Here is a 21,034-nt window from a genome sequence, read left to right as displayed (position 1 = left end):
TTGGTTTTTGTACTCGCTAAATGGTAATTTTGCAAAAAATTTCATCTGGCAGACAGGAGTTCTTTGCGCAGTTGCATTGAAAACTACCTGCTTTTAACTGCATAAATTATAACATGAGTCTTCAATGTGGGATCGTGGGATTGCCGAACGTAGGGAAATCCACTCTTTTTAATGCCATTTCAACCGGTAAAGCCGAAGCTGCCAATTATCCTTTTTGCACAATAGAACCGAACGTAGGCGTGGTAACCGTGCCCGACGAACGTTTGGACATTCTGACAAAATTGGTTAATCCGCAAAAGGTTATTCCAACAATCATAGAATTCGTAGACATCGCGGGTCTTGTAAAAGGAGCAAGCCAGGGTGCCGGGTTAGGAAATAAATTTTTGGCTAACATTCGTGAAGTGGATGCCATTGTGCACGTTGTGAGGTGTTTTCAAGACGAGAATGTCGTTCACGTGGAAGGCCGCGTTGATCCTGTTTTTGATAAAGAGATCATTGACATCGAATTACAGATGAAAGATCTTGAATCTGTTGAAAAGAAAATTCAGAAAAACAGAGAAAGGTGCGCGTGCCGGCGATGCGAAAGCAAAAGCAGAACTGGAATGGTTGAAAAAATATAAATCAACACTCGAAGAAGGCAAAAATGCCCGCAGCGTGGTGATTGATGAAGAAACAAAAGAAGCTGTGATCGGTGATCTGCAATTGCTGACAGCGAAACCAGTTCTATATGTTGCTAATGTGGATGAAAATTCTATGCTTACCGGCAACGAATATTCTGAAAAACTGCGTGAAGCAGTAAAACATGAAGGTGCAGACGTAATCGTGCCTTGTGCTGCGATTGAATCACAGATTTCTGAAATCGAAGATCCGGAAGAGCATGAAATGTTCCTGGGAGAACACGGGTTGAAAGAATCTGGTCTCAGCAAGCTCATTAAAGCATCTTATTCATTGCTTAATCTGATCACTTATTTCACGGCTGGTGTAAGGAGGTAAGAGCCTGGACGATTGTTAAAGGCTGGAAAGCGCCCCTAGCTGCTGGCGTAATTCACAGTGATTTTGAAAAAGGCTTTATTCGTGCAGAGGTGATTAAAATTGCTGATTATGAGCAATATAAAACCGAAGCAGGTGTGAAAGAAGTGGGTAAAATGGCCGTTGAAGGAAAAGAATATGTGGTTGCGGATGGTGATATTATGCACTTCCGTTTCAATGTTTAATAAACATTAGTGATTAAGGAGCGGCTCAATGGTCGCTCCTTTTTTTGTGCCTTATCGCCGCCTGTTCCACTCCACAGTCCGGTAACCGATCAATAAATGAGCCCTGTCCGGCTTGTGGACGGTGATAAACCAGAATGTCGTAATCGTTTTCCGTTGCGCCATAATTGCCTTCAATAAAAGCCTCATCCGGCTGTTTTGCTCCGTTTTTGACCATTGCGTAATCTAGTTTATCACACCTTGCTTAATCATAATTTCGACTTCATATGCATTGGTGGCAACATTATAAGTCATCTTGTTGCGCTCGTCGAGCTGCCAGAGATTAAATGCGCCGTTGACATAAAAGGTCGCATTAGGATCTTGCGGCGTGCGTAATGTAAAAAGCACCGGCGTGTAATCGGCTTCAATGCTTCCATTTCCTACTCGCGCTGATCCACAATGTATTGACCATTGAAATCGTCCATTTGCATGTATGCATTTCCAGCGCGGGATTTGTCGGGAAAAAGCATGAGCCGGGTGAATTCATCGGATCGCTCAATCTCGTTGACACCGTAACCTCTGCCAGTCAAACTCCTGCTGTCGAAGTAACGAAATTCGTTTCCGCCAGGGAATGTGTTTTCCAGATCAAAGAATGTGTATTCCAAAATCTGATCAAATGGGCGCACATTGGTTGGTTTGAAACCCGACCTTGTTTCGTTGAACCGAAGATTTTCTTAACACCGACCTTTAGGTCCGTCTGTGGAGCATTAAGGGGATAACCTTTGTAATTAACTGCAAAATCAATTTGCTGATCCGAGTGTATTTGCTGCTGAATGCCTTGTGAAAACCGCGCCTTTGCATCAACGCTGACACAGCGTTTCATAAAGCATAAATCTCCGGCTTAAAACAGGCTTTCTATCACGATCTGAATAAACATCAATCACATAATTGCCTGATAATTTCAACTTCGGGACTTCAAGCCGATAATGAAAATACGGAACCTTCGTGCTGAATGACTGCTGGATGATCATTGATCGGATATTCGTTGAATTCGAATGTGAATTCAATATCATGCAATTCTTCGACTTGGTCCAATCTGCATTACAATGGATGATTTTGGCTCGGTAACCAGTAAACTGACCCGTTAAATCATCGAATTCGAGAACCAGCGGTGCGGTTCCATTCAAAGGCTTAACCGCAGGTGTGAGCAGGCGTGTAGGATTTTCAGGATTTTCGAGTGCCGGGGAAAGCAGGACCGTCTTGATCTTGTCATTATATATGTAGTCTTCCAACCGGATATTCTGCGACTGCGCACTCGCATTTATCCAAATCAGCATTAACCATATAAAAAGCGAAATCGACCTCATGATAATTCTTTGAAATAACAACGTGACTTTTGAATGTAAGTTACGTCTCAATAGGGAAACGTGTTTTGCACGCTAACAACTATTTTTTAACTTACATAAATCTAAATGATCGCACAAGACTATCGAAATGTATCAGAACAAGATATTTGGAGCTGGAAAGGGAAGCCGAGTACAAAAGCGAATATTACCAAGGGGAAATATTCGCGATGGCGGGGGCGAGTCCTAATCACAATCGGATTTTGGGTAATATTTCAGGAGAATGTTACATTGCTCTGAAGGGCAAATCTTGCCAGAGCTTTTCGAGTGATATGCGCCTGCACATTCCGCAAAACGGACTTTACACTTATCCTGATCTCGTTATCGTCTGTGGAAGCCCGAATTTTCTGAAAATGACCAGGACGCATTAATCAACCCATCCGTAATTATTGAAGTGTTGTCCAAGTCGACAAGCGCTTATGACAGAGGTAATAAGTTTCGCCTTTACAGATCAATTCCAACATTGACAGAATACATTCTTGTTGACTCTTTATCAGTGTCTGTCGAGGTTTTTAGCAAAGATGAAAATGGAGTTTGGTACTTAACACTGGAAACCAACAACATTGAAGATCAGATAACTTTGCCTAACCTCAATTTGAAAACTAAGTCTAAGTGATATTTATGCACGAACCATTGAATTGATTTAGCATTGTCTATAAAAGCAGAAAGGGAAATCAAACGATTTCCCTTTCTGCTTTATACATTCAAATTCTTACTTCCCAGCCAGTGAATCCACTTCCAGCATCAGACTTTCCCAGGTTTCCGTGCTCTGATCAAGCTTTTGCTTGATGTCTGCATAAAAACGATTGAGATCAGCTAACGCTTTGGAATCATTGTAAATCTCCGGATTAGCGAGCTTTACTTCCGTTTCCGTCTTCTTGATTTCAAGATTGTTAATCGTCGCTTCAAGCTCTTCAATCTGCTTCTGCGCTTTCTTTATCTTTTGAGAATCTTCGTTGGAAACAGATTTGCCGTTATTCTTTGAAGCATTGCCATTGGAAGTTGATTGTGGAGCTGTTTTTTGCGGCGGCGCACTGCTAACTGCTACATTAGCGCTAACCGCAGACTGCAAACCACGCTCTTCAACCCAAACTTCGTATTCCTGATATGTTCCAGGATATTCCTTAATCTGATGATCTTCAATGTACCAAATCTTGTTTGCAATGTTCTCGACAAAATATCTATCGTGGGAAACCACAATGTAACTGCCTTCATATTGCTGCAAAGCCTGGATCAGAATGTTCACCGACTGCATGTCCAAGTGGTTGGTAGGCTCATCGAGCAGCAGGAAATTCGCTTGCGAAAGCAAAACCTTTGCCAATGCCACCCGTGATTTTTCACCTCCCGAAAGGACTTTGATCTTCTTGAAAACATCATCTCCTGAAAACAGAAAACAGCCCAAAACAGTCCTTAACTCCGTTTCTGTCTTGTTAGGATTGGCATATTTAAGCTCTTCAATCAGGTTATGCTGAACATTTAGCGATTCCAATTGGTGCTGTGCGTAAAACGTGAAAGAAACATTGTGCCCCAATCTTCTTTTTCCTTCAATCGGTTCAGTTCCAGCCACAACGCGAAGCACAGTTGATTTACCACGTCCGTTTGCTCCAATTAAAGCGATCTTATCGCCGCGTTCCATGCTAATGTTAGTGCCATCCAAAATGACTTTATCCCCATAAGCTTTGGAAGCTTCTTCCAATTGAAAAACGTGTCTTCCCGGCTGCGTCGTAAATTGGAAACGGAAATGCACTTTCGCGTTTTCATCAATCACCTGATCCACAACCTCCATTTTGTCCAATGCCTTTACCCGGCTCTGAACCTGACGGGATTTGGTTGCTTTGGCTTTAAAACGCTCAATGAAACGCTCTGTCTGACGAATTTTCGCCTGCTGATTTTCATAAGCGCCACGCTGAATTTCGTTGCGTTCTTCTTTTTCTTCTAAATAATAGGAATAATTACCAGCATAGTAATTCAACTTTCCGCCCGAAACTTCAACCGTCGTGTCAATGGTGTTATCAAGGAATTGCCTGTCGTGAGAAACTACGATCACAGCGCCTTCATAACTCTGCACATATTTCTCAACCCACTGAATAGAAGGTAGGTCCAAGTGGTTGGTAGGCTCATCCAGCATGAGCAATGATGGTTTTTGCAAAAGCAATTTTGCCAACATTACACGCATTCTCCAACCTCCGGAAAACAATCTCAATGGTCTGTGCAGATCATCTGTCACAAAGCCCAACCCTTCCAGAATCGCTTCGGCTTTGGATTGAATCGTGTAACCGTCCAATGCCTCAAATTCTTCCTGAACACGCGCTAGTTTATCCACAAGCGCATCTGTATAATTGTGTTCCATATCATGCAGGATCTTATCCATTTGGATCTGCAAAACATTTTGCCGCTCGAAAGCCTGCATGGCCACCGACAATATGGAATCATCACTTTGGTAAGAAAGCAAATCCTGGTTCAGGAAACCGATTGTGCAGTCTCCCGCTTTGGAGATATTTCCGCCATCCGGCTGGAATTCCCCGTTTATCATTCTAAGCAGTGTAGACTTTCCTGTGCCGTTGAGGCCGATAAGGCCGATTTTTTGTTTCGGCTTAATATGCAGCGAAGCACTGTCGTAAAGTGCCCGGTCGCCAAGAAAGTAACTGAGGTTCGTAATCGCGATCATGCCGCAAGGTACGGCGAAAGAAGGAGATAGAAAAAGTGTAATTGTTGGAATAGTTATAAAAGGAGAGGCATAACCCCGTAATTGTCAGATTTAATGTAAATTTGATATTATGAACAATCTGTTTCCCATTTTCCTGAAACTCGAAAACCTGCATACGCTCATTGTGGGTGGCGGATATGTCGGTCTTGAAAAAATCACCGCCGTGCTCGACAATTCCCCATTGGCAAAAGTGTCGCTCGTTTCGCCCGACATCCGGCAGGAAATCAGGGACATTGCCAGTCAGAATTCACGGATTAATTTAATTGAACGCAAGTTTGAAGACGCCGATCTGGCCGCAAAGGACCTTGTTATAGTCGCTACGAATGATAAGCCAGAAAACGCAAGGATTTCAAGCGTGGCAAGATCCAAAAATATGCTTGTTAATGTGGCCGATACGCCTCCGTTGTGTGATTTTTACTTGTCATCCGTAGTCCGGAAAGGGAACCTGAAAGTGGCTATTTCGACAAATGGCATGTCACCAACTCTGGCCAAACGACTCAAAGAGGTTTTGGGAGAAGCATTACCCGATAATCTCGAAACCGCAATGGAGCAGCTTAAAGCCGTCAGGGATATGTTAAAGGGTGATTTCGCTTATAAAGTAGACGAATTGAACCGCATTACTTCCGTTTTGACAGAGAAAAGAAATTGAGCCAAAAAATAGTCGCAAACGGCTCATTTGGTCACAATAAAATGCAGTGCAAATTGTTTTATTACTTGCAGACCAAAAGTTTAGCGTCGCCCCTCCATATCGTTTCGTATTTCTGCGTATTATTGAGATAATTAATAATTAAAATCCGTCCCAGCGGAAACCCATTAATTTGCGTTAGACTTATACTTAGTTCTATATGAATGTTCTTTATCGGATCAGTGGCCTGACTCGGCTTTCATTCTTGCTTGTTGCCTTATTTTTTCTCTCCATTCGAATCTCCGCTTTTTCCAAATCAACATCTGTTGCAGATATTGAGGTGAAAGGTGTTGTTAAAAGCACAAGTGGCGAAACGCTGATCGGATCGACCGTTCGGGTCAAAGGCACCCAAAAAGGAACGGTTACCAATGAAAAAGGTGAGTTTGTGCTGCAAGGCGTTAACGAAGGAGCCACATTGGTCGTAACCATGATCGGATTTTTGCCAAAAGAAGTCAAGGCTGCAAAAAGCATTTCTATCCAATTAGCTGAGGATGCAGTCGGGTTGCAGGATGTAGTTGTGACTGGTTTTCAGCAAATTGATAAAAATAAATTCACCGGTTCAGCGGTAACATTAAAAACGGATGACGTTAAAATAGACGGTCTGCCAGATGTTAGCCGCATGCTCGAAGGCCGTGCAGCCGGGGTTTCCGTTCAAAACGTTTCCGGAACATTCGGTGCTGCGCCAAAAGTCCGGATCCGCGGGGCAACTTCTTTAAATGGTGATAACAAGCCATTATGGGTTATTGACGGCGTTGTGCAGGAAGACATTGTGAACATTTCCAATGATCAGCTATCCAGCGGTGACCCAACAACATTGCTCGGATCGGCTGTTGCAGGACTTAACCCAAATGATATTGAGACATTTGACATTTTGAAAGATGCCGCTGCGGCTGCATTATATGGTGCGCGCGCAATGAACGGCGTAATCGTCATCACAACCAAAAAAGGAAAAAGCGGCAAGCCGGTTATTACGTATTCCGGGAATTTCAGCACCCAGCTTACGCCAAGTTACAGGAACTTCAACATTATGAATTCCGCGCAACAAATGTCGGTTCTGGGCAACCTTGAACGCAATGGTTATCTCACTTCGAGTGTCCTTTCAAAGCCTGATTACGGTGTTTATGGCAAATATTATAACTCCTTAACCGGTGATGATCAGGGCAATTTTCCTGTTGCCAACACGCCGGAAGCCAAACGTGATTTCTTATTGAGATATGCAAGAACCAACACAGATTGGTTTGACGTGCTTTTTAAACAAAACTTCATTCAGGAGCATTCCGTAAGCGTTTCATTTGGAACGGATAAGTCACAATCTTATGTGTCAACGAGTTATCTGGACGACAATGGCTGGACGATCGCCGACAAAGTGAAACGTTACACATTGAATTTTAAGAACAATTATCAGCTTTCGGACAAAGTTAGCCTTGGTTTGCTCACACTGGCTTCCGTCAGAAGGCAGGAAGCGCCGGGTTCTCTGAGCAGACGAAGCAATCCGGTTGAGGGTAAATTTGACCGCGATTTTGACATTAATCCATTTAGTTATGCGCTGAATACGAGCCGGACTTTGACTGCTTATGATGAAAATGGAGATCTGGAATTTTTCAGAAGAAACTTCGCGCCATTTAACATTGTCTCCGAGCTTGCGAACAACCGCATTAAGCTGAATCTGGCTGATATAAAATTGCAGGGAAATCTGTCCTACAAGATCACGGACCACATTACATACGATTTCCTGGGTGCCTTGCGCTACATTCAAACCGGCCGGGAGCACATTATTACCGAAAACTCCAACATGGCCAATGCTTATCGCGCTGCCGATAACTCGACCATCGCACTCGCGAACAAATATCTTTACACAGATCCCGACGTGCCCAACGCATATCCGGTCGTTGTGCTGCCCAGCGGCGGATTTTATAACCGCAATGAAGATCAGATGTTGTTCTATAATGTCCGGAACAATTTCAGATTTAATCAGACATTCCATGAGCGCCATGCAGTGGATCTGCTTGTTGGTCAAGAGATTAAGTATACCAACAGACAAAACTCCAACAACACAGGTTATGGCTATCAATATGAGCAAGGGGGAACGCCGTTTGTGGATTACCGCATATTAAAGCAGACCATTGAAGCCAACTTTCCGTATTACGGAATGCGCATGGATTACGAGCGTTTCGCGGCATTTTACGGAAGCGCTGGCTACACATTGGATGACAAATACAACTTTACAGGTTATATCCGCTACGACGGTTCCAATGGTTTTGGTAAATCGGCCATTGCACGCTGGCTGCCCACGTATACAGTTGCAGGATCCTGGAATTTTGACCGGGAAGAATTCATTAAGCGCTTCAAATGGTTGAGTATGGGTCGTTTGCGTGCCAGTTATGGGTTGTCCGCGGACACAGGCCCGGCCACCAATTCAGCTGTGCTGTTTCAAAGCATTATTTCAAAACGGCCTATTAATGACGAAAAAGAGTCTGCTATTCAGCTGACTTCCCTCGAAAACACGGAGCTAACCTGGGAAAAACTTTACAGCGGCAATGTGGGTCTCGACCTTGGGTTTTTTGCCAACCGCATTAACCTCAGCGTGGACGGTTACATCAGAAACAGCTTTGATTTGATTGATGAAATTAAGACGTCAGGCATTGGTGGGCAGATCTTCAAAGTGGCCAATTACGCTGATATGCAATCTTATGGAGTTGATTTTTCTCTCGACGGCGTTTTATTTAAAAACAAGGACTGGGATTTCCGCTCGCGTGTAACCGTGGGTTATGCTCAAACCCGAATCACTAATGTTGATAACAATCCGGGAATCTTTGATTTGGTAAAAGCAGAAGGAGCTAACATCAAGGGAAGGCCGGTTCGCAGCTTGTTTTCGATCAAATACAATTCCATTGATCCGCAAACAGGTGTGCCGATTTTCCTTAACGAAACCGGTGAAGTTAGCTCGGATGTGTATTTGCAAGATCAGAACATTGGCTTCTTGAAATATGAAGGTCCGGTTGACCCGCCGATCACAGGAGGTTTCAATAACACATTGACTTACAAAGATCTTTCATTGAACATTTTCCTAACTTATCAGGCAGGCAACAAAATCCGCCTCAATCCGCTGTATAAGGGTTCATTCAGTGACCTAGACGCCATGCCGCGAGAATTTTTGGATCGTTGGGTGATGTCCGGTGACGAGGCGTTAACAAATGTTCCAAGTATCAGCGATCAGCTAGAACTGCAATATCTGACCGGAACATATCCATATAACGTTTACAATTACTCAACTGAACGTGTGGCAAAAGGCGATTTTATCCGACTCAAATCGGTTTCCCTGGCTTACAAAGTGCCGTTGGTGGTTGCTTCCAAATATGGATTCAAAGGTGCGAGCATTCAGTTGTCTTCAATTAATCCCTGGCTGATTTATGCCGACAAAAAATTGAAAGGACAAGATCCGGAGTTCTTTAATTCAGGTGGCGTTGCGCAGCCGATTCAAAAGCAGTTTACAGTGGCTTTGAAGCTGACATTATAATTGGTGAACTTGGAAATTGATATGACGATTTAAGTTTTTGATATGAACACAAAGAATTTATATAAAAAGATCTTCCTTTTCCTGCCGGTCTTGCTGCTGTCGGGTTGTGAGGATTTCCTTTCAACCGAGCCGGACAGCACCCGGGCGTCCATTAACACGCCCAAGCAGGTGTCTCAGTTGCTTGCAACGGCTTATCCCCAAGGTGGTTATGTTGTTTTTGCGGAGTCAATGAGCGACAATGTGGACGACAAAGGGCGCGGAGAAGATGATAAAACAAACCGCGGCTCCTATCTTTTTGAGGAAGTGGAAGCGACGGTCGAAGAACAGGATTCACCTGATCAATATTGGGCGGAATGTTACCGCGCGATTTCGGTGGCAAATCAGGCATTGGACATTATCAGCAAATCAACGAACCCTGCTGACTATGGCGCGCAAAGGGGCGAGGCTTTGCTTGCACGGGCATATGCGCATTTCATGCTGGTAAGTTATTTCAGCAAATTCTACGATCCTGCTCAGCCTAATTCAGATCCCGGCATTCCGTATGTTACAGAGCCCGAGACTGTTGTTTTGAAAAAATACGAAAGAGGAACGGTCGCAAGTGTTTACCAAAAAATTGAAGAAGACTTGCTCGAAGGCTTGCCATTGATTAGTGACGGATCCTACACGGTTCCCAAATATCACTTTAACCGCGCTGCTGCCAATGCATTTGCCTGCCGTTTTTATCTGGTAAAAAGGGATTACGCCAAGGTTTTACAATATGCCAACAATGTTTTTCAGGGCAACATTGCCGATAATCTGCGTCCCTGGAACACGACTTATTCAAGCCTGTCACCTCAGGAATTGTACAATGTATATTCACGGGCCAGCCAGAATGCCAACTTAATGCTCGTTGAAACTGCATCCTGGGTTGGCAGATATGTTGCTCAGTATCGCTTTGGGATGAATTACCGAAAGTGGCGGGAAATTTCATCTTCGGAAGCCATTATCAATGGTTCGGCCAGCTGGGCATATCCGCTTTACTCACAAGGTGACAACAATTATCTCATTCCGAAGTTGAACGAATATTTTGTAAGGGAATCGGTGAATGCGGAAATCGGCGTAGGTTATGTCATGCTGCCGCTTTTTACTGCGGAAGAAGTGTTGTTCAACCGCGCCGAGGCAAATGCTTATCTGGGGAATAATGCTGCTGCATTAGTTGATATTAACCTTTTCGTGAGCAAACGCGTTGATGGTTACAACCCATCCACCCACACCGTTACGAATGCAAGCATGAGAAGGTTTTTCGGCACGAGCAATGTTAGGGACGGCATCATTAACACCATATTGGCATTCAAACGGATCGAATTTGTTCAGGAAGGCATGCGCTGGTTTGATTTGCAGCGTTACGCACTTCCGGTTACGCACGATTTGGCCTCCGGCGGTGCCATAACAGTTCCTGCTACGGATCCGAAACGAATTTTACAGATTCCTCAGTCCGCAACGCTGGCCGGAATAGCACAAAATCCACGTTGAAATCATTAAGTTCAAGAATATGATAACCAAACAACTGCATAAGCTTTTCTTTCTGGCACTCGTGCTGAGCATGGGACTTAGCGCGTGTAAGGAAGAAGAAATTGGCGAGGTGGAAAACATCCCCGGACTCGGCGGCGATGAATGGGACCAGGGGCCGATCGATAAATGGATTGTGGACAGCCTTGTCACGCCCTATAACATTTCGGCAAAATACAAATGGGACCAGTTTGAATTTGGCAACATTACAAAAACGCTCGTGCCGCCTGACGAATCGCAGGTAATTCCGTTGCTAAGCACTATCAGAAGGGCGTGGACCGTGCCTTATGTGGAAGAGGCTGGAAAAGTGTTTTACAATAAATATTCACCCAAGTTCTTCATTCTTTCGGGAAGTAACGAGTATAATGCGGAGGGTTCAATCACATTAGGAACGGCGGAAGGCGGCCGCAAAGTCGTTTTGTTTGGAGTAAATCAGTTTAAGATCAAGGGCATGCCGGGCTATAATGCAGCCCGAGATTCAGCATTTGTAAAAGACTGGTTTCTACACACGATCCACCACGAGTTTGGCCATATTCTGCATCAAACCGTGCTGTATCCGGTTGAGTACAAGAACATTACAAAAGCACTTTATCAGGGCGGAAACTGGATCAACTGGTCGGATAGTGATGCGCGGCGGGACGGTTTTATCACGGCTTACAGCTCATCGAGCTTTGACGAAGACTTTGTTGAAATGATCGCCATGATGCTTACGGAAGGCAAAGTGGGTTTTGATAAACTTGTCAATTCAATTCCGGAGGGAACAAGTCCAAGAGGAACGACTAAGGAGCAGGCCCAATCATTTTTGAGACAAAAAGAAGCCATCGTGGTCGCTTATTATAAGAACACATGGAACATTGATTTTTACAGCCTGCAAAGAAGGGTGCGTGGATCGATGAACAAGTTATTTTAATTGTATTTACAAATTATCACGGGATGAAAAAATCCATTATATATCTGCTTTTTGCAAGTGTTTTCTTTTTGTCATGTGAATCCAATGATGATTCGGTTTTCGAAGAATCAGCGGATGCAAGACTCAATGCGGCGCTTGTATCTTATGAAAAACAGCTTGTAGAAGCTCCTTATGGGTGGAATGCGGTCATTTATCCAGGTGGCGGCGGCTCTTACGGCTTTTATTTTAAATTTGATGACAAAAACCGGGTGACCATGTTCTCCGACTTTTCGGACGAATCTGCGGCTAAGTCCAAAGAAAGCAGTTACCGCCTGAAAGCCGTTCAAACGCCTGTTTTGATCTTCGACACATATTCCTATTTGCACGTCCTGGCTGATCCGGATCGGGAAGTGAATGGCGGAGAGACAGGCTTGGGTTTGTCATCCGATTTTGAGTTCAGCATTTTTCCCGATTCTGTGAAAACGGAGTCCATAACGCTTGTAGGGCGCAAGAACAAAAGCCGGCTGGTGTTAACAAAGGCAACACAGGGACAAGCGGCTGCTTTTACTGCCGGCGATTTAGCGAAAGGCGTGCTGTTCAACAACATTTTAAAATATCAGGCTTATTTCAAGCGCGTTACTTTTGGCAATGTTACCTATGAAATTACGCTTAGCCCAAGGACGCGAACGATCAAATTAACCTGGCTGGATGGAAACACACCGCGAAGTTTCACAACAAATTATTACTTCACGGAAGCCGGTCTGTCATTTACATCGCCGCTTGTCAATGGCTCACAGACGATCAACGGCTTCACCAATGTAACCTGGAATGCTTCCACGGCCCAGGTTGGCGTTACGGCTGCCGGGGTTAAGGCAACAGTTGTAAGCGCCATTAAACCATTATCCGTTGATATTGCAGCATCAAGAAGATGGTGGCAGCAACCGATAGAATCAGGAAGTTACTGGGAGACGTCCGATGGTTTTCATGTTAATGGCGTAGATGATGCATTCAAACTGAATGACTTGAAATTCGGTGAAGCAACCTTTTATTCTTACATCTATCAACCCGGAATAAACAGTGATTACGATCTTTTCGGGCCATTGTTTTATGCAGATCAGGCGGTTAATTTTAAATATGGTCATGCTCCGACGCCTAGGTTTACCAGTGATGGCAGGGTTATATTTACATCAGTAGGAACATTTGGTGAAGTGCCAGCGACTGGTCCCGTTGTTCAGACTGCCAACCTGCTTTTTGAACCAACCGGTTATTATCTCATTCAGACTTCCGAAACAACCTATGATATGGTGAGCGCAAAAGATGCCAAATCATGGATAAGCTGGCAATAAAAAAGAACTTAACATTGTATCTCAACAAAAAAACACTCCCAAAAGGAGTGTTTTTTGCTATAAAACAAACTAATCTATTTTAATTGTAGCCCTCGTTTTGAACCAGCTTCGGGTTCACATCGATTTCACGTTGTGGAATTGGCAGAATGAGTTTTGGCGAATTGTAAGGCAGCGTTCCCACATTTAGCTTATTGCGCTTAATGTCGTGCAGCATATGTCCCTCAAATGCGAGCTCTAAGTGACGTTCTTTCAAAATCGATTGAAGTGTTAAGGCAGTTGCAGGTTTCAAACCTGCGCGAACACGGATTCGGTTGATATCAGCGAGTGGCGTAGCACCAATCGCCGTTCCAAGCCGGAAGTTGGCTTCTGCACGCGTCAGATACATTTCTGCTGCCCTGAATTGTATCACATTGCCGTAGTTATCAAGGTGTTTTTGGGTAAATGTGTTGTTCGTCGTTACAAAGAATTCGCCGCGAACGTCACCCGCTTCATACAGGTTTCTGTGCTTCGTCAAAACCCGGATATCACCCCGACCGGCTGTTCCCGGAATGTCATCAATGGTGGTTCCGAAAAACGTGTTCATATCATTAATCCCGTCCTGTTGCGTAACAACCATGGAGAAAATGTATTCAGCAGGATTCGCTCCGCCATTGTCCAGAAATGTATAATAAAGCGATTCGAAATCAGCAGCCAGCGGAAATTTCCCAGACTGGATCACGGTGTTTGCTTCGTCCCTCGCACCCGCGAAGTTGGATTGCATCAGATAAACACGGGACAATTGCGCAGAAGCCGCATATTTGTTGGCATAAATCGTGTTGGATTCAGGCAAAAGTGCTTTTGCAGAAGTCAAGTCTTCCAATGCTTGTGCATAAACTTCCGCAACAGAATTCCGCGCAATTTTATCCGCATCGGTCACTACGCGCGTTGGCGCCAGCACAATAGGAACGCCTGGGTTTTGTGCATTATCGCCGTCTCCCCAAGCTTTTGCATACAACCTTACGAGATCAAAATAAAGTGAGCCGCGGATAAATTTCGCTTCTCCTTCAACCCGGTCGCGCTTGTCTTCATCCACCAGATCCAGCGCCGACAGTACATTGTTGCAACGGTTAATGGCCACGTAAGAATCACGCCATGTTAACAATGCAGTGGCATTGGCAGTCGTGATTTCCTTATTATACATTTCCAGCAGGTTCTGGAATGTGCCCCCAAACCCAAGCTCATCGCTGTTACCAAGCAACTCTGATGAATATTGGAAACCGCCGCCATAAACATCATTGTCCTGCAATCCGTCATAAGCACCGATTAATGTAACTTCCACATCACGCGAAGTGGTCAATGCAGCTTCTTCGTCTATATCCTGCGTCGGTGCCACATCCAGTTTGCTCGCACAGCCATTCAAGAACAGAAGCCCTGCTGCAAATGCAAGCGAATATATATATGCTTTCTTTTTCATAATTCTGGTCATTAATTAGCAAATGGTCAATTAGAATCCAACATTGATACCCACCAAAACAGTCCGCGGCTGAGGAGCGCTGTAAAAATCATTTCCTACCGCAAACTTCGCATCCCTCGCGCTCAGGTCGTCTGTATTAACTTCCGGGTCCCAGCCTTTGTAATTGGTAATGGTGGCAAGGTTCAATCCTGAAACGTAAACCCGCAAGCGTTCTAGTTTGATTTTGCTGGTGATCGCAGCTGGCAGGTTATAGCCCAATGTCATGGAACGCAAACGCAGATAAGAACCGTCCAGAATGTAGCGCGTCGAAGCCTGATTTCCGTTTCCACGATAAAAACGTGCTTCCGGAACATCTGTATTGCGGTTTTCAGGTGTCCAAGCATTCATCTGATCGGCAGTCTGGTTGTCCTCGTAAATGCCGTTTGCGGACGAATATTGTCCTACACCGTAAAAATTGATCTTGTTGCCCGCAACGCCGTTGAAGAAAACATTTAGGTCAAATCCTGCATAAGAGAATGTGTTCGTAATCCCGCCCACGATTTTCGGATTCGGATTGCCTGCAACAACGCGTTGTGCGCTGTTATAACCGCTGTTTGTAACCGTTGTGCGGTCAATGCTGCCGTCGGTTCCTTTGGTGTTTTTGTAAAACAGTGCATCGCCGTTTGCCTGATCAACACCCGCATATTCGACCGTATAAAACACACCCACAGGCTGGCCTTCCATAACGCGGCTCATACTGCGGATTCCGCCTTCAATAACCTGGCCCTGAATGTCGGTAACCTTGTTTTTATTATTGGCAATATTCAACGAAGTGTTCCATTTGAATTTACCGATCAGGTTTTGCGTGTTAAGGACAAATTCAACGCCTTTGTTTTCAAGCTTTCCAACATTGGCAACCTGGATCGCAAAGCCGGTCGTGGCGGGCACATTCACTTCAAGCAAAAGTCCGTCTGTCTTCTTGACATAATAATCGATTTCACCATTGATCCGGTTGTTGAACAAACCGAAATCCAAACCAAAGTCAGCTTGCTTGGTTGTTTCCCATTTCAAGTTAGGACTCTCAGCTGCGAAGGGCGCTGTCCGGCTGCACCTGCATAACCCGCATCACCCGAAAACAAGCCTAATTGTGGGAAATCGCCGATTTCCGAGTTACCCGTTGATCCATAGCTTCCGCGAAGTTTCAGGAAGCTTAATGTTGTGTTGTTTTTCAGGAAATTCTCTTCCGTAAGCACCCACCCGCAGAAATGGACGGGAAGAATCCGTAACGCGAATTGGCTCCAAAACGGGAAGAACCATCGATCCGCGCACTGGCCGAGACCAGATATTTATCAGAGAACTTGTAGTTGAGACGCAAAAAGTAAGATAGGAAGCGGAAATTGGTTTCCGAAGAACCGCCATTGGACTTGGTCGCTGCGCTTTCTATTTTAGTATAAGCATTGGATGGAAATTGTGTTCCTTCCACAAAGCTCACCTTTGTTTGTGATTGCTGGTAAGACATGCCCAATGTTGCGTCCAATGCGTGCGAACCGATGATTTTATCAAATGACAGGAAGTTATTTGTGTTGTAATTCGTTACAAATGTTCCGTAATTCTCACCGAGACCGCTGCTGGCCGTGCTTACATTTCGCACGTTTTGGCTTTGATAATAGCTTTCTTCATTTTGATTCAAAAGGTCAATTCCCAATTCACTGCGGAACCGCAATCCCGGAACAATGTTGATTTGTGCAAAAGCATTTGTTAAATTCCGGAATGAAGTGGCTACGAAGCTTGAATATTTGATAGAAATCATCGGGTTGAAATAAAGCGGAACGCCCACTTCGCCCGGAGGTGTTCCTGTCGGTAAGCCCGTTGCGGGATCGTCAAATGGTGTCAAAGGCGTCAATGCAGCCATTTGAAGCGGATTCGAGAATGCATTATCTCCCGGCAAACGCTTGTTAACCGTTCTGGATAAACCCATTGAAAGTCCAACCTGCAACCAGTTATAAGCCTGGTGATCCAGGTTCATCCGCGTCGAAAGCCTGTCCAGTTTGTTGCCGATAATGGTCCCTTTTTGATCCAGATATTGACCTGATAAAAAGAATTCCGTTTTCTCGCTTCCTCCATTTAACTGGAAATCAAGCTGCTGCATCGGGCCTTTTTGGAAAGCCTGGTTTTGCCAGAGATATTCTTTTTGATTAGGCGTGTTGTAAGTTCCGAGGCTGTAATAATCCAGGAAACCGCCTTCGCCGAGCATATATTGCGTGTAAGAATCCGGATCGCTGGTTTCCACGCCGTCGATGCGGTCGCGGTTCGCAGTTGCCATGGTGTAGAACTTCACATATTGATCGGCATTAAGGAAGTCAACCCGGCGCGTCGCTTCCGAAGATCCAAGCTGATAGTTAATGCTGACATTGGTTTCACCTGCTTTCCCCCGCTTGGTTGTGATCAAAACAACGCCATTAGCAGCGCGTGAACCATAAATTGCGCCTGCCGAAGCATCTTTCAGGATTTCTATGGATTCAATGTCATTGGAGTTGATATCGGAAAGCGGATTGGAAGCGCCGCCCGCCCGGTTGCTCTGATCGGAAGTCGTAACCGGCATTCCATCCACCACATATAATGGCTGGCTGCTCGCGCTGATCGAAGAATTTCCGCGGATACGCACATTAATGGCCTGACCGAGTTTCCCCGTTCCGCTGTTTACATAAACACCCGCAGCGCGTCCCTGCAAAGCTGCATCAACACTCGCAACAGGCATATTTTGAATTTCTGTTCCTTTCACCTGCGCAATGTTACCCGTAAGGTCACGCTTGATTTGCGATCCAAAACCCGTAACCACCACTTCGCTGAGGCTCCGTGTGTCACTCGCTAATGTAACATTAATGACGCTTTGGCCGCCAACGGTCACTTCCTGCGCCAACATTCCTACGAAACTGAAAACCAGCACAGAATTCGAAGACGGAATATTGATCGTATAGTTTCCTTCCGAATCGGTTTGTGTTCCTGTCACAGATTCTTTTACCTGAACCGAAACGCCCGGAAGTGGAGACGAATCTTCTTGCGTTGTAACTTTTCCGGTGATCCTCACACTCTGTCCTTGTACGGACATCCACGTGCCAAGCAAGCAAAACATTGCTAATAGCAGAAGTTTTTTCATAATAGTTAGATTTGGTTATTCCTATTTGCCTGAAACAAATGTATGGTTTTTGATGGAATACCAAAATATTCACACTGCCGTATAGCGCATTTAATGTAATTTAATATTGCAGTCTTTTGAAGTGATAATGAGGAGAGCCAAGATTATAAGCAATGCTTATATCTGATAACTGCAATTGTAAAAGCAATTTTTTGAGAAAGGTAAAATTGTACTTATTTACCAATAGCGCCCGTGCGTACGTGCAAAGATGAAGCCGCGCAGCATAATTTGAAAATGATTGATAACGGTAGGCAAAAGGCCAAAATGTTTATTCAAAACCTTAAAACGGTCGAGTAGGGAACGGCGGTGATTTTTGACAGATAATCCACCGACCAAATAGCGGCAAAGCACTATATTTAAAAATGTGGTTTGAGCAGAGCGCTTCAAACATTCAATTTCCCAGTCGATATCAGCACTCAGATTGTTAATGTCGTAAGTGGGTGCGATGGTTTTTTTTGCAATAAATGCCTGATGACACACTTTCATGCCCAACGCAAAATCCTGCCATTTCAGATTTTTCGGCAATGTATGCGGGGTAAACTGGCTTCGCAGCCCAACTTCACTTCCATCTTCACGCACCAGCATAGCATCGCTGTAAATGACATCCGCATCGCCGGCAAGTTTTGGAAAAAGGCTGTTCAGCACATTGGAATCAAATATTTCATCACCTGCATTCAAAAACCAGACATATTTTCCTTTTGCCAGCGCAAGCCCTTTGTTCATCGCATCATACAATCCGCGATCAGGTTCCGAAATGATTCTTGAAACAAATGAAAACTGATGCGCGATCTCCAGTGTCTTATCTGTTAGATTTTCCGTCAATGATCAGATATTCCAACTGTTCAGACTGGGCAAGGTTTTGCAGCGCATTGCCTACGCTGCGCAATGTGCGTTCCAGAAATTGCTCCGCATTGTAAGTGATCGTAATGATCGTGAGCAGCGGTGCGTCATTCATGCGTAAGCAGCGATTGGTAAAGTTGTTGATACTGAGCAGTTACAATGCTTTCGGCATAGGTTTCAAGCACTTTTTTGCGTGCATTTTCAGACAGTAATTTCCGATTTTCAGTCAGTTGAGGACCCACAGCATCCCGTCTGTGAGTGACTGCGCGGATCCTTGCAAAGCAATGTAACCATTTACCTGATGATTAAATCATTTCAGGAATTCCACCCGTTGGCGAAACCTATCGCCGGCGTCCCGCAAGCCATTGCCTCCATAATGGTGTTCGGCAGATTATCTTCCAAAGACGGCACGACAAGCATATCAGCCGCATTGTAGACATTCACCATTTCGGACGGATCTGAAATTTTACCCAAATAATGCAAAGGCAAGGGAAAAGAAGCCATTAAATCTGCGTTTGCTTTGCCCAGCACAAGGACTTCCGTATTGTCAGAAAGTGCTCCTAATTTCTCCAATGCCTGCCTGAAATAGGTAAATCCTTTTCTCGGGTCAGCGGTGTTGGCGCCAGCAAAAAGGATTAGTTTTTTAGATTCCGGCAGATTCAGTTTTCGACGAATTGCAGTTTTATCTGATGGCTTAAATAATGTTGTATCAATGCAATTCGGGATGCTCAGAGATTGCAAATCTTGTGTCAATGCAGCGCTTTTAACCAGCTTATCCAGCCATTTGCTAGGTGAAACAAGGGCCATTTTCGTTTTTTTATAAATGTCCTGCTTACGCTCAAATTGTTGAAAAGCAATGTCATACTTATCGGGTTTGGCAAGATATGGACAATACTGGCAATGGCTCAAAAATCGCTCGCAGCCTCTGCTATAATGGCAGCCACCGGTAAAAGTCCACATATCATGGAGTGTCCACACAACCGGTTTTCCTAATGAAAATAGCTTATCGAGCGAATCAATAGATAAAAAAACCAAAATTGATCCAATGCAGATGAATGATGTCGGCTGCCTGCACAAGCGGATGCTGGCTAATGTACCAGCCCCGACTTCGGCAGGAGAAAAAGCAAACCTGACGGAAGCATCTTTTTCTTGCGGATAGAAGTAAAGTCTTTCTCCAACAAAACGTCGCCACGAGCTGCCGGACAGTCATTTTTCAGGTGAAAGTGCGGTTGCATTCACTTCTTCGGTTTGCAGGTTAGGCACCAGCAAGTGAGAATCTGCGCCTGATTTGAGCAGCGCCCGGTGCAATCGCGTGGCAGCAACGCCGGCTCCTCCTTCCAGGTGAAAATTACTGAGGTGAAGCACCATTTACTGCGATCGCTGATTTAAAGTTGTGAAAGGGCATTGAATTCGAAAGGCTAAAATTAAATAGTAATGTGGTTAAATAAATTTTATCCTTAAAAGTATCTGTATCAAAAAATAGTAAACACAATCAAATGTCTACGGAAAAGCAGAGCCATGAGGCGCATTCAGGTTGGTATGAGGTGCAATATGCGACTCAGGAAGCAAAGGACAAGGCCATTGAATTGTGGGAATACGACGAGCGGCACAAGACAATTAACCATTGGATTCACCGCCGTCAGCTTGAATTGACTGCACCATTTACGATTGAAAAGAAGTCCTGGCTCACGGTTGGCGATGGTTATGGTTTTGACGCCAATTACTTTCACCGTCAGGGCCTTGAAACAACGGCTACGGATATTTCCGGCACGTTTTTGCCATTATCACAGGCACGCGGTTTTTTTGATCATTATACCGTTGAGAATGTTTGAAAAGCTAAGTTTTGGTGATGATTCTTACGATTATATTTTTTGCAAAGAAGCTTATCACCATTTTCCGAGAACCTTGTTTGGGCGTTTATGAAATGCTGCGCGTTGCGCGTGAAGCAGTAATCCTCGTCGAGCCGCATGACCCGATTTCTAAAATGCCTTTTCTGTTAGCATTAAGGAACATTCTGGACAGGTTTGACACATCGCTTTTGCAGAAATACTGGAAAAACCGCTATTCATTTGAAGAGGTTGGTAATTACAGTTTTCAAGCTGTCTGAACGGGAAATGGATACACCTGGCCAATGGAATGGGGCTGCCTGCCGTTGCTTTCAAGGGCATTAACAACAATTATTATCACCCGTCATACAGCAAAGACAAAGCCGACGATTCTTCGCCATCCTTCCGCAAGATCAAGCGGAAACTCGCATTTCATGATTTCCTGACAAAGTTTT

General features: G+C 44.5%; 23 protein-coding genes and 1 pseudogene. 10 read left to right on the top strand and 14 right to left on the bottom strand.

The window, feature by feature from the left end; all coding sequences use genetic code 11:
• Positions 1–113 precede the first annotated feature (113 nt).
• A pseudogene (gene ychF, locus AC0IYG_RS27735) lies at positions 114–1,214 on the top strand (redox-regulated ATPase YchF).
• Between the two features lie 25 nt (positions 1,215–1,239).
• Here ychF and AC0IYG_RS27730 read toward each other — a convergent pair.
• The 4 genes from AC0IYG_RS27730 to AC0IYG_RS27715 form a co-directional block, all read right to left on the bottom strand.
• Positions 1,240–1,428 (bottom strand): hypothetical protein, encoded by a 189-nt coding sequence (locus AC0IYG_RS27730; RefSeq protein ID WP_471714332.1) that lies wholly within the window; start codon positions 1,426–1,428, stop codon positions 1,240–1,242.
• A gap of 8 nt (positions 1,429–1,436) precedes the next feature.
• The gene (locus AC0IYG_RS27725) at positions 1,437–1,598 is read right to left on the bottom strand and encodes a hypothetical protein (RefSeq protein WP_471714331.1); all 162 of its coding nucleotides are present in this window, start codon (positions 1,596–1,598) and stop codon (positions 1,437–1,439) included.
• Between the two features lie 32 nt (positions 1,599–1,630).
• On the bottom strand, positions 1,631–1,876 hold the full coding sequence (locus AC0IYG_RS27720; protein WP_471714330.1) for a hypothetical protein: 246 nt from the start codon (positions 1,874–1,876) through the stop codon (positions 1,631–1,633).
• Positions 1,877–2,050: 174 nt separating this feature from the next.
• The gene (locus tag AC0IYG_RS27715; protein ID WP_471714329.1) at positions 2,051–2,557 is read right to left on the bottom strand and encodes a type IX secretion system plug protein; all 507 of its coding nucleotides are present in this window, start codon (positions 2,555–2,557) and stop codon (positions 2,051–2,053) included.
• 146 nt (positions 2,558–2,703) lie between these two features.
• Here AC0IYG_RS27715 and AC0IYG_RS27710 point away from each other — a divergent pair, with 146 nt between their 5' ends.
• Both AC0IYG_RS27710 and AC0IYG_RS27705 read left to right on the top strand, forming a co-directional pair.
• Positions 2,704–2,964: a Uma2 family endonuclease gene (locus AC0IYG_RS27710; protein WP_471714328.1), complete on the top strand. Its 261-nt coding sequence runs from the start codon at positions 2,704–2,706 to the stop codon at positions 2,962–2,964.
• Positions 2,965–2,987: 23 nt separating this feature from the next.
• Complete coding sequence (locus tag AC0IYG_RS27705; RefSeq protein ID WP_471714327.1) at positions 2,988–3,209, top strand: Uma2 family endonuclease; 222 nt, start codon at positions 2,988–2,990, stop codon at positions 3,207–3,209.
• Positions 3,210–3,305: 96 nt separating this feature from the next.
• On the opposite strand, the gene AC0IYG_RS27700 is transcribed toward AC0IYG_RS27705, so the two are convergent.
• Positions 3,306–5,261, bottom strand: a complete 1,956-nt coding sequence (locus tag AC0IYG_RS27700; protein WP_471714326.1) for an ABC-F family ATP-binding cassette domain-containing protein — start codon at positions 5,259–5,261, stop codon at positions 3,306–3,308.
• A 109-nt stretch (positions 5,262–5,370) separates the two neighbouring features.
• On the opposite strand from AC0IYG_RS27700, the gene AC0IYG_RS27695 reads away from it, so the two are divergent.
• The 5 genes from AC0IYG_RS27695 (at position 5,371) to AC0IYG_RS27675 (ending at position 13,285) form a co-directional block, all read left to right on the top strand.
• Complete coding sequence (locus tag AC0IYG_RS27695) at positions 5,371–5,949, top strand: precorrin-2 dehydrogenase/sirohydrochlorin ferrochelatase family protein (protein ID WP_471714325.1); 579 nt, start codon at positions 5,371–5,373, stop codon at positions 5,947–5,949.
• 196 nt (positions 5,950–6,145) lie between these two features.
• Positions 6,146–9,502 (top strand): SusC/RagA family TonB-linked outer membrane protein, encoded by a 3,357-nt coding sequence (locus tag AC0IYG_RS27690; RefSeq protein WP_471714324.1) that lies wholly within the window; start codon positions 6,146–6,148, stop codon positions 9,500–9,502.
• Positions 9,503–9,544: 42 nt separating this feature from the next.
• Positions 9,545–11,014 carry a RagB/SusD family nutrient uptake outer membrane protein gene (locus tag AC0IYG_RS27685; protein ID WP_471714323.1) on the top strand — a complete coding sequence of 490 codons (1,470 nt, stop codon included), beginning with the start codon at positions 9,545–9,547 and terminating at the stop codon, positions 11,012–11,014.
• A gap of 19 nt (positions 11,015–11,033) precedes the next feature.
• Positions 11,034–11,960: a zinc-binding metallopeptidase gene (locus AC0IYG_RS27680; protein WP_471714322.1), complete on the top strand. Its 927-nt coding sequence runs from the start codon at positions 11,034–11,036 to the stop codon at positions 11,958–11,960.
• 23 nt (positions 11,961–11,983) lie between these two features.
• Complete coding sequence (locus tag AC0IYG_RS27675; RefSeq protein ID WP_471714321.1) at positions 11,984–13,285, top strand: DUF4302 domain-containing protein; 1,302 nt, start codon at positions 11,984–11,986, stop codon at positions 13,283–13,285.
• 79 nt (positions 13,286–13,364) lie between these two features.
• On the opposite strand, the gene AC0IYG_RS27670 is transcribed toward AC0IYG_RS27675, so the two are convergent.
• From AC0IYG_RS27670 to AC0IYG_RS27630, 9 genes are all read right to left on the bottom strand, one after another.
• Positions 13,365–14,738 carry a RagB/SusD family nutrient uptake outer membrane protein gene (locus AC0IYG_RS27670; RefSeq protein ID WP_471714320.1) on the bottom strand — a complete coding sequence of 458 codons (1,374 nt, stop codon included), beginning with the start codon at positions 14,736–14,738 and terminating at the stop codon, positions 13,365–13,367.
• Positions 14,739–14,768: 30 nt separating this feature from the next.
• A complete protein-coding gene (locus tag AC0IYG_RS27665; RefSeq protein ID WP_471714319.1) occupies positions 14,769–15,788 on the bottom strand; it encodes a hypothetical protein in 1,020 nt (339 codons plus the stop codon).
• The gene (locus AC0IYG_RS27660) at positions 15,785–15,970 is read right to left on the bottom strand and encodes a hypothetical protein (RefSeq protein ID WP_471714318.1); all 186 of its coding nucleotides are present in this window, start codon (positions 15,968–15,970) and stop codon (positions 15,785–15,787) included. Before AC0IYG_RS27660 ends, AC0IYG_RS27665 begins: the two co-directional genes overlap by 4 nt.
• The gene (locus tag AC0IYG_RS27655) at positions 15,946–17,874 is read right to left on the bottom strand and encodes a SusC/RagA family TonB-linked outer membrane protein (RefSeq protein WP_471714317.1); all 1,929 of its coding nucleotides are present in this window, start codon (positions 17,872–17,874) and stop codon (positions 15,946–15,948) included. The genes AC0IYG_RS27660 and AC0IYG_RS27655 overlap by 25 nt, the downstream gene beginning before the upstream one ends.
• A gap of 216 nt (positions 17,875–18,090) precedes the next feature.
• Complete coding sequence (locus AC0IYG_RS27650) at positions 18,091–18,735, bottom strand: glycosyltransferase (protein ID WP_471714316.1); 645 nt, start codon at positions 18,733–18,735, stop codon at positions 18,091–18,093.
• A complete protein-coding gene (locus tag AC0IYG_RS27645; RefSeq protein ID WP_471714315.1) occupies positions 18,713–18,868 on the bottom strand; it encodes a glycosyltransferase in 156 nt (51 codons plus the stop codon). The genes AC0IYG_RS27650 and AC0IYG_RS27645 overlap by 23 nt, the downstream gene beginning before the upstream one ends.
• On the bottom strand, positions 18,861–18,995 hold the full coding sequence (locus AC0IYG_RS27640) for a hypothetical protein (protein ID WP_471714314.1): 135 nt from the start codon (positions 18,993–18,995) through the stop codon (positions 18,861–18,863). The genes AC0IYG_RS27645 and AC0IYG_RS27640 overlap by 8 nt, the downstream gene beginning before the upstream one ends.
• A 73-nt stretch (positions 18,996–19,068) precedes the next feature.
• Positions 19,069–19,731 carry a glycosyltransferase gene (locus tag AC0IYG_RS27635; RefSeq protein WP_471714313.1) on the bottom strand — a complete coding sequence of 221 codons (663 nt, stop codon included), beginning with the start codon at positions 19,729–19,731 and terminating at the stop codon, positions 19,069–19,071.
• 228 nt (positions 19,732–19,959) lie between these two features.
• The gene (locus AC0IYG_RS27630; RefSeq protein WP_471714312.1) at positions 19,960–20,121 is read right to left on the bottom strand and encodes a hypothetical protein; all 162 of its coding nucleotides are present in this window, start codon (positions 20,119–20,121) and stop codon (positions 19,960–19,962) included.
• Between the two features lie 128 nt (positions 20,122–20,249).
• On the opposite strand from AC0IYG_RS27630, the gene AC0IYG_RS27625 reads away from it, so the two are divergent.
• Together AC0IYG_RS27625 and AC0IYG_RS27620 are read left to right on the top strand one after the other, a co-directional pair.
• Positions 20,250–20,585, top strand: coding sequence for a methyltransferase domain-containing protein (locus tag AC0IYG_RS27625; RefSeq protein ID WP_471714311.1), 336 nt, complete (start codon positions 20,250–20,252; stop codon positions 20,583–20,585).
• An 11-nt stretch (positions 20,586–20,596) separates the two neighbouring features.
• Positions 20,597–20,860 carry a hypothetical protein gene (locus AC0IYG_RS27620; protein WP_471714310.1) on the top strand — a complete coding sequence of 88 codons (264 nt, stop codon included), beginning with the start codon at positions 20,597–20,599 and terminating at the stop codon, positions 20,858–20,860.
• Positions 20,861–21,034 lie beyond the last annotated feature (174 nt).

It is taken from the genome of Dyadobacter sp. AC419, assembly GCF_979253085.1.
The sequence above is the reverse complement of the archived record's forward strand: the minus strand, read 5'-3'. Positions and strand labels throughout refer to the sequence as shown.

Coding starts and splice junctions, on each gene's coding strand:
- AC0IYG_RS27730 (WP_471714332.1), bottom strand. CDS start 1,428: ATGGTCAAAAACGGAGCAAAACAGCCGGATGAGGCTTTTATTGAAGGC.
- AC0IYG_RS27715 (WP_471714329.1), bottom strand. CDS start 2,557: ATGAGGTCGATTTCGCTTTTTATATGGTTAATGCTGATTTGGATAAAT.
- AC0IYG_RS27700 (WP_471714326.1), bottom strand. CDS start 5,261: ATGATCGCGATTACGAACCTCAGTTACTTTCTTGGCGACCGGGCACTT.
- AC0IYG_RS27695 (WP_471714325.1), top strand. CDS start 5,371: ATGAACAATCTGTTTCCCATTTTCCTGAAACTCGAAAACCTGCATACG.
- AC0IYG_RS27690 (WP_471714324.1), top strand. CDS start 6,146: ATGAATGTTCTTTATCGGATCAGTGGCCTGACTCGGCTTTCATTCTTG.
- AC0IYG_RS27685 (WP_471714323.1), top strand. CDS start 9,545: ATGAACACAAAGAATTTATATAAAAAGATCTTCCTTTTCCTGCCGGTC.
- AC0IYG_RS27680 (WP_471714322.1), top strand. CDS start 11,034: ATGATAACCAAACAACTGCATAAGCTTTTCTTTCTGGCACTCGTGCTG.
- AC0IYG_RS27675 (WP_471714321.1), top strand. CDS start 11,984: ATGAAAAAATCCATTATATATCTGCTTTTTGCAAGTGTTTTCTTTTTG.
- AC0IYG_RS27670 (WP_471714320.1), bottom strand. CDS start 14,738: ATGAAAAAGAAAGCATATATATATTCGCTTGCATTTGCAGCAGGGCTT.
- AC0IYG_RS27655 (WP_471714317.1), bottom strand. CDS start 17,874: ATGAAAAAACTTCTGCTATTAGCAATGTTTTGCTTGCTTGGCACGTGG.
- AC0IYG_RS27645 (WP_471714315.1), bottom strand. CDS start 18,868: ATGAATGACGCACCGCTGCTCACGATCATTACGATCACTTACAATGCG.
- AC0IYG_RS27630 (WP_471714312.1), bottom strand. CDS start 20,121: ATGGTGCTTCACCTCAGTAATTTTCACCTGGAAGGAGGAGCCGGCGTT.
- AC0IYG_RS27625 (WP_471714311.1), top strand. CDS start 20,250: ATGTCTACGGAAAAGCAGAGCCATGAGGCGCATTCAGGTTGGTATGAG.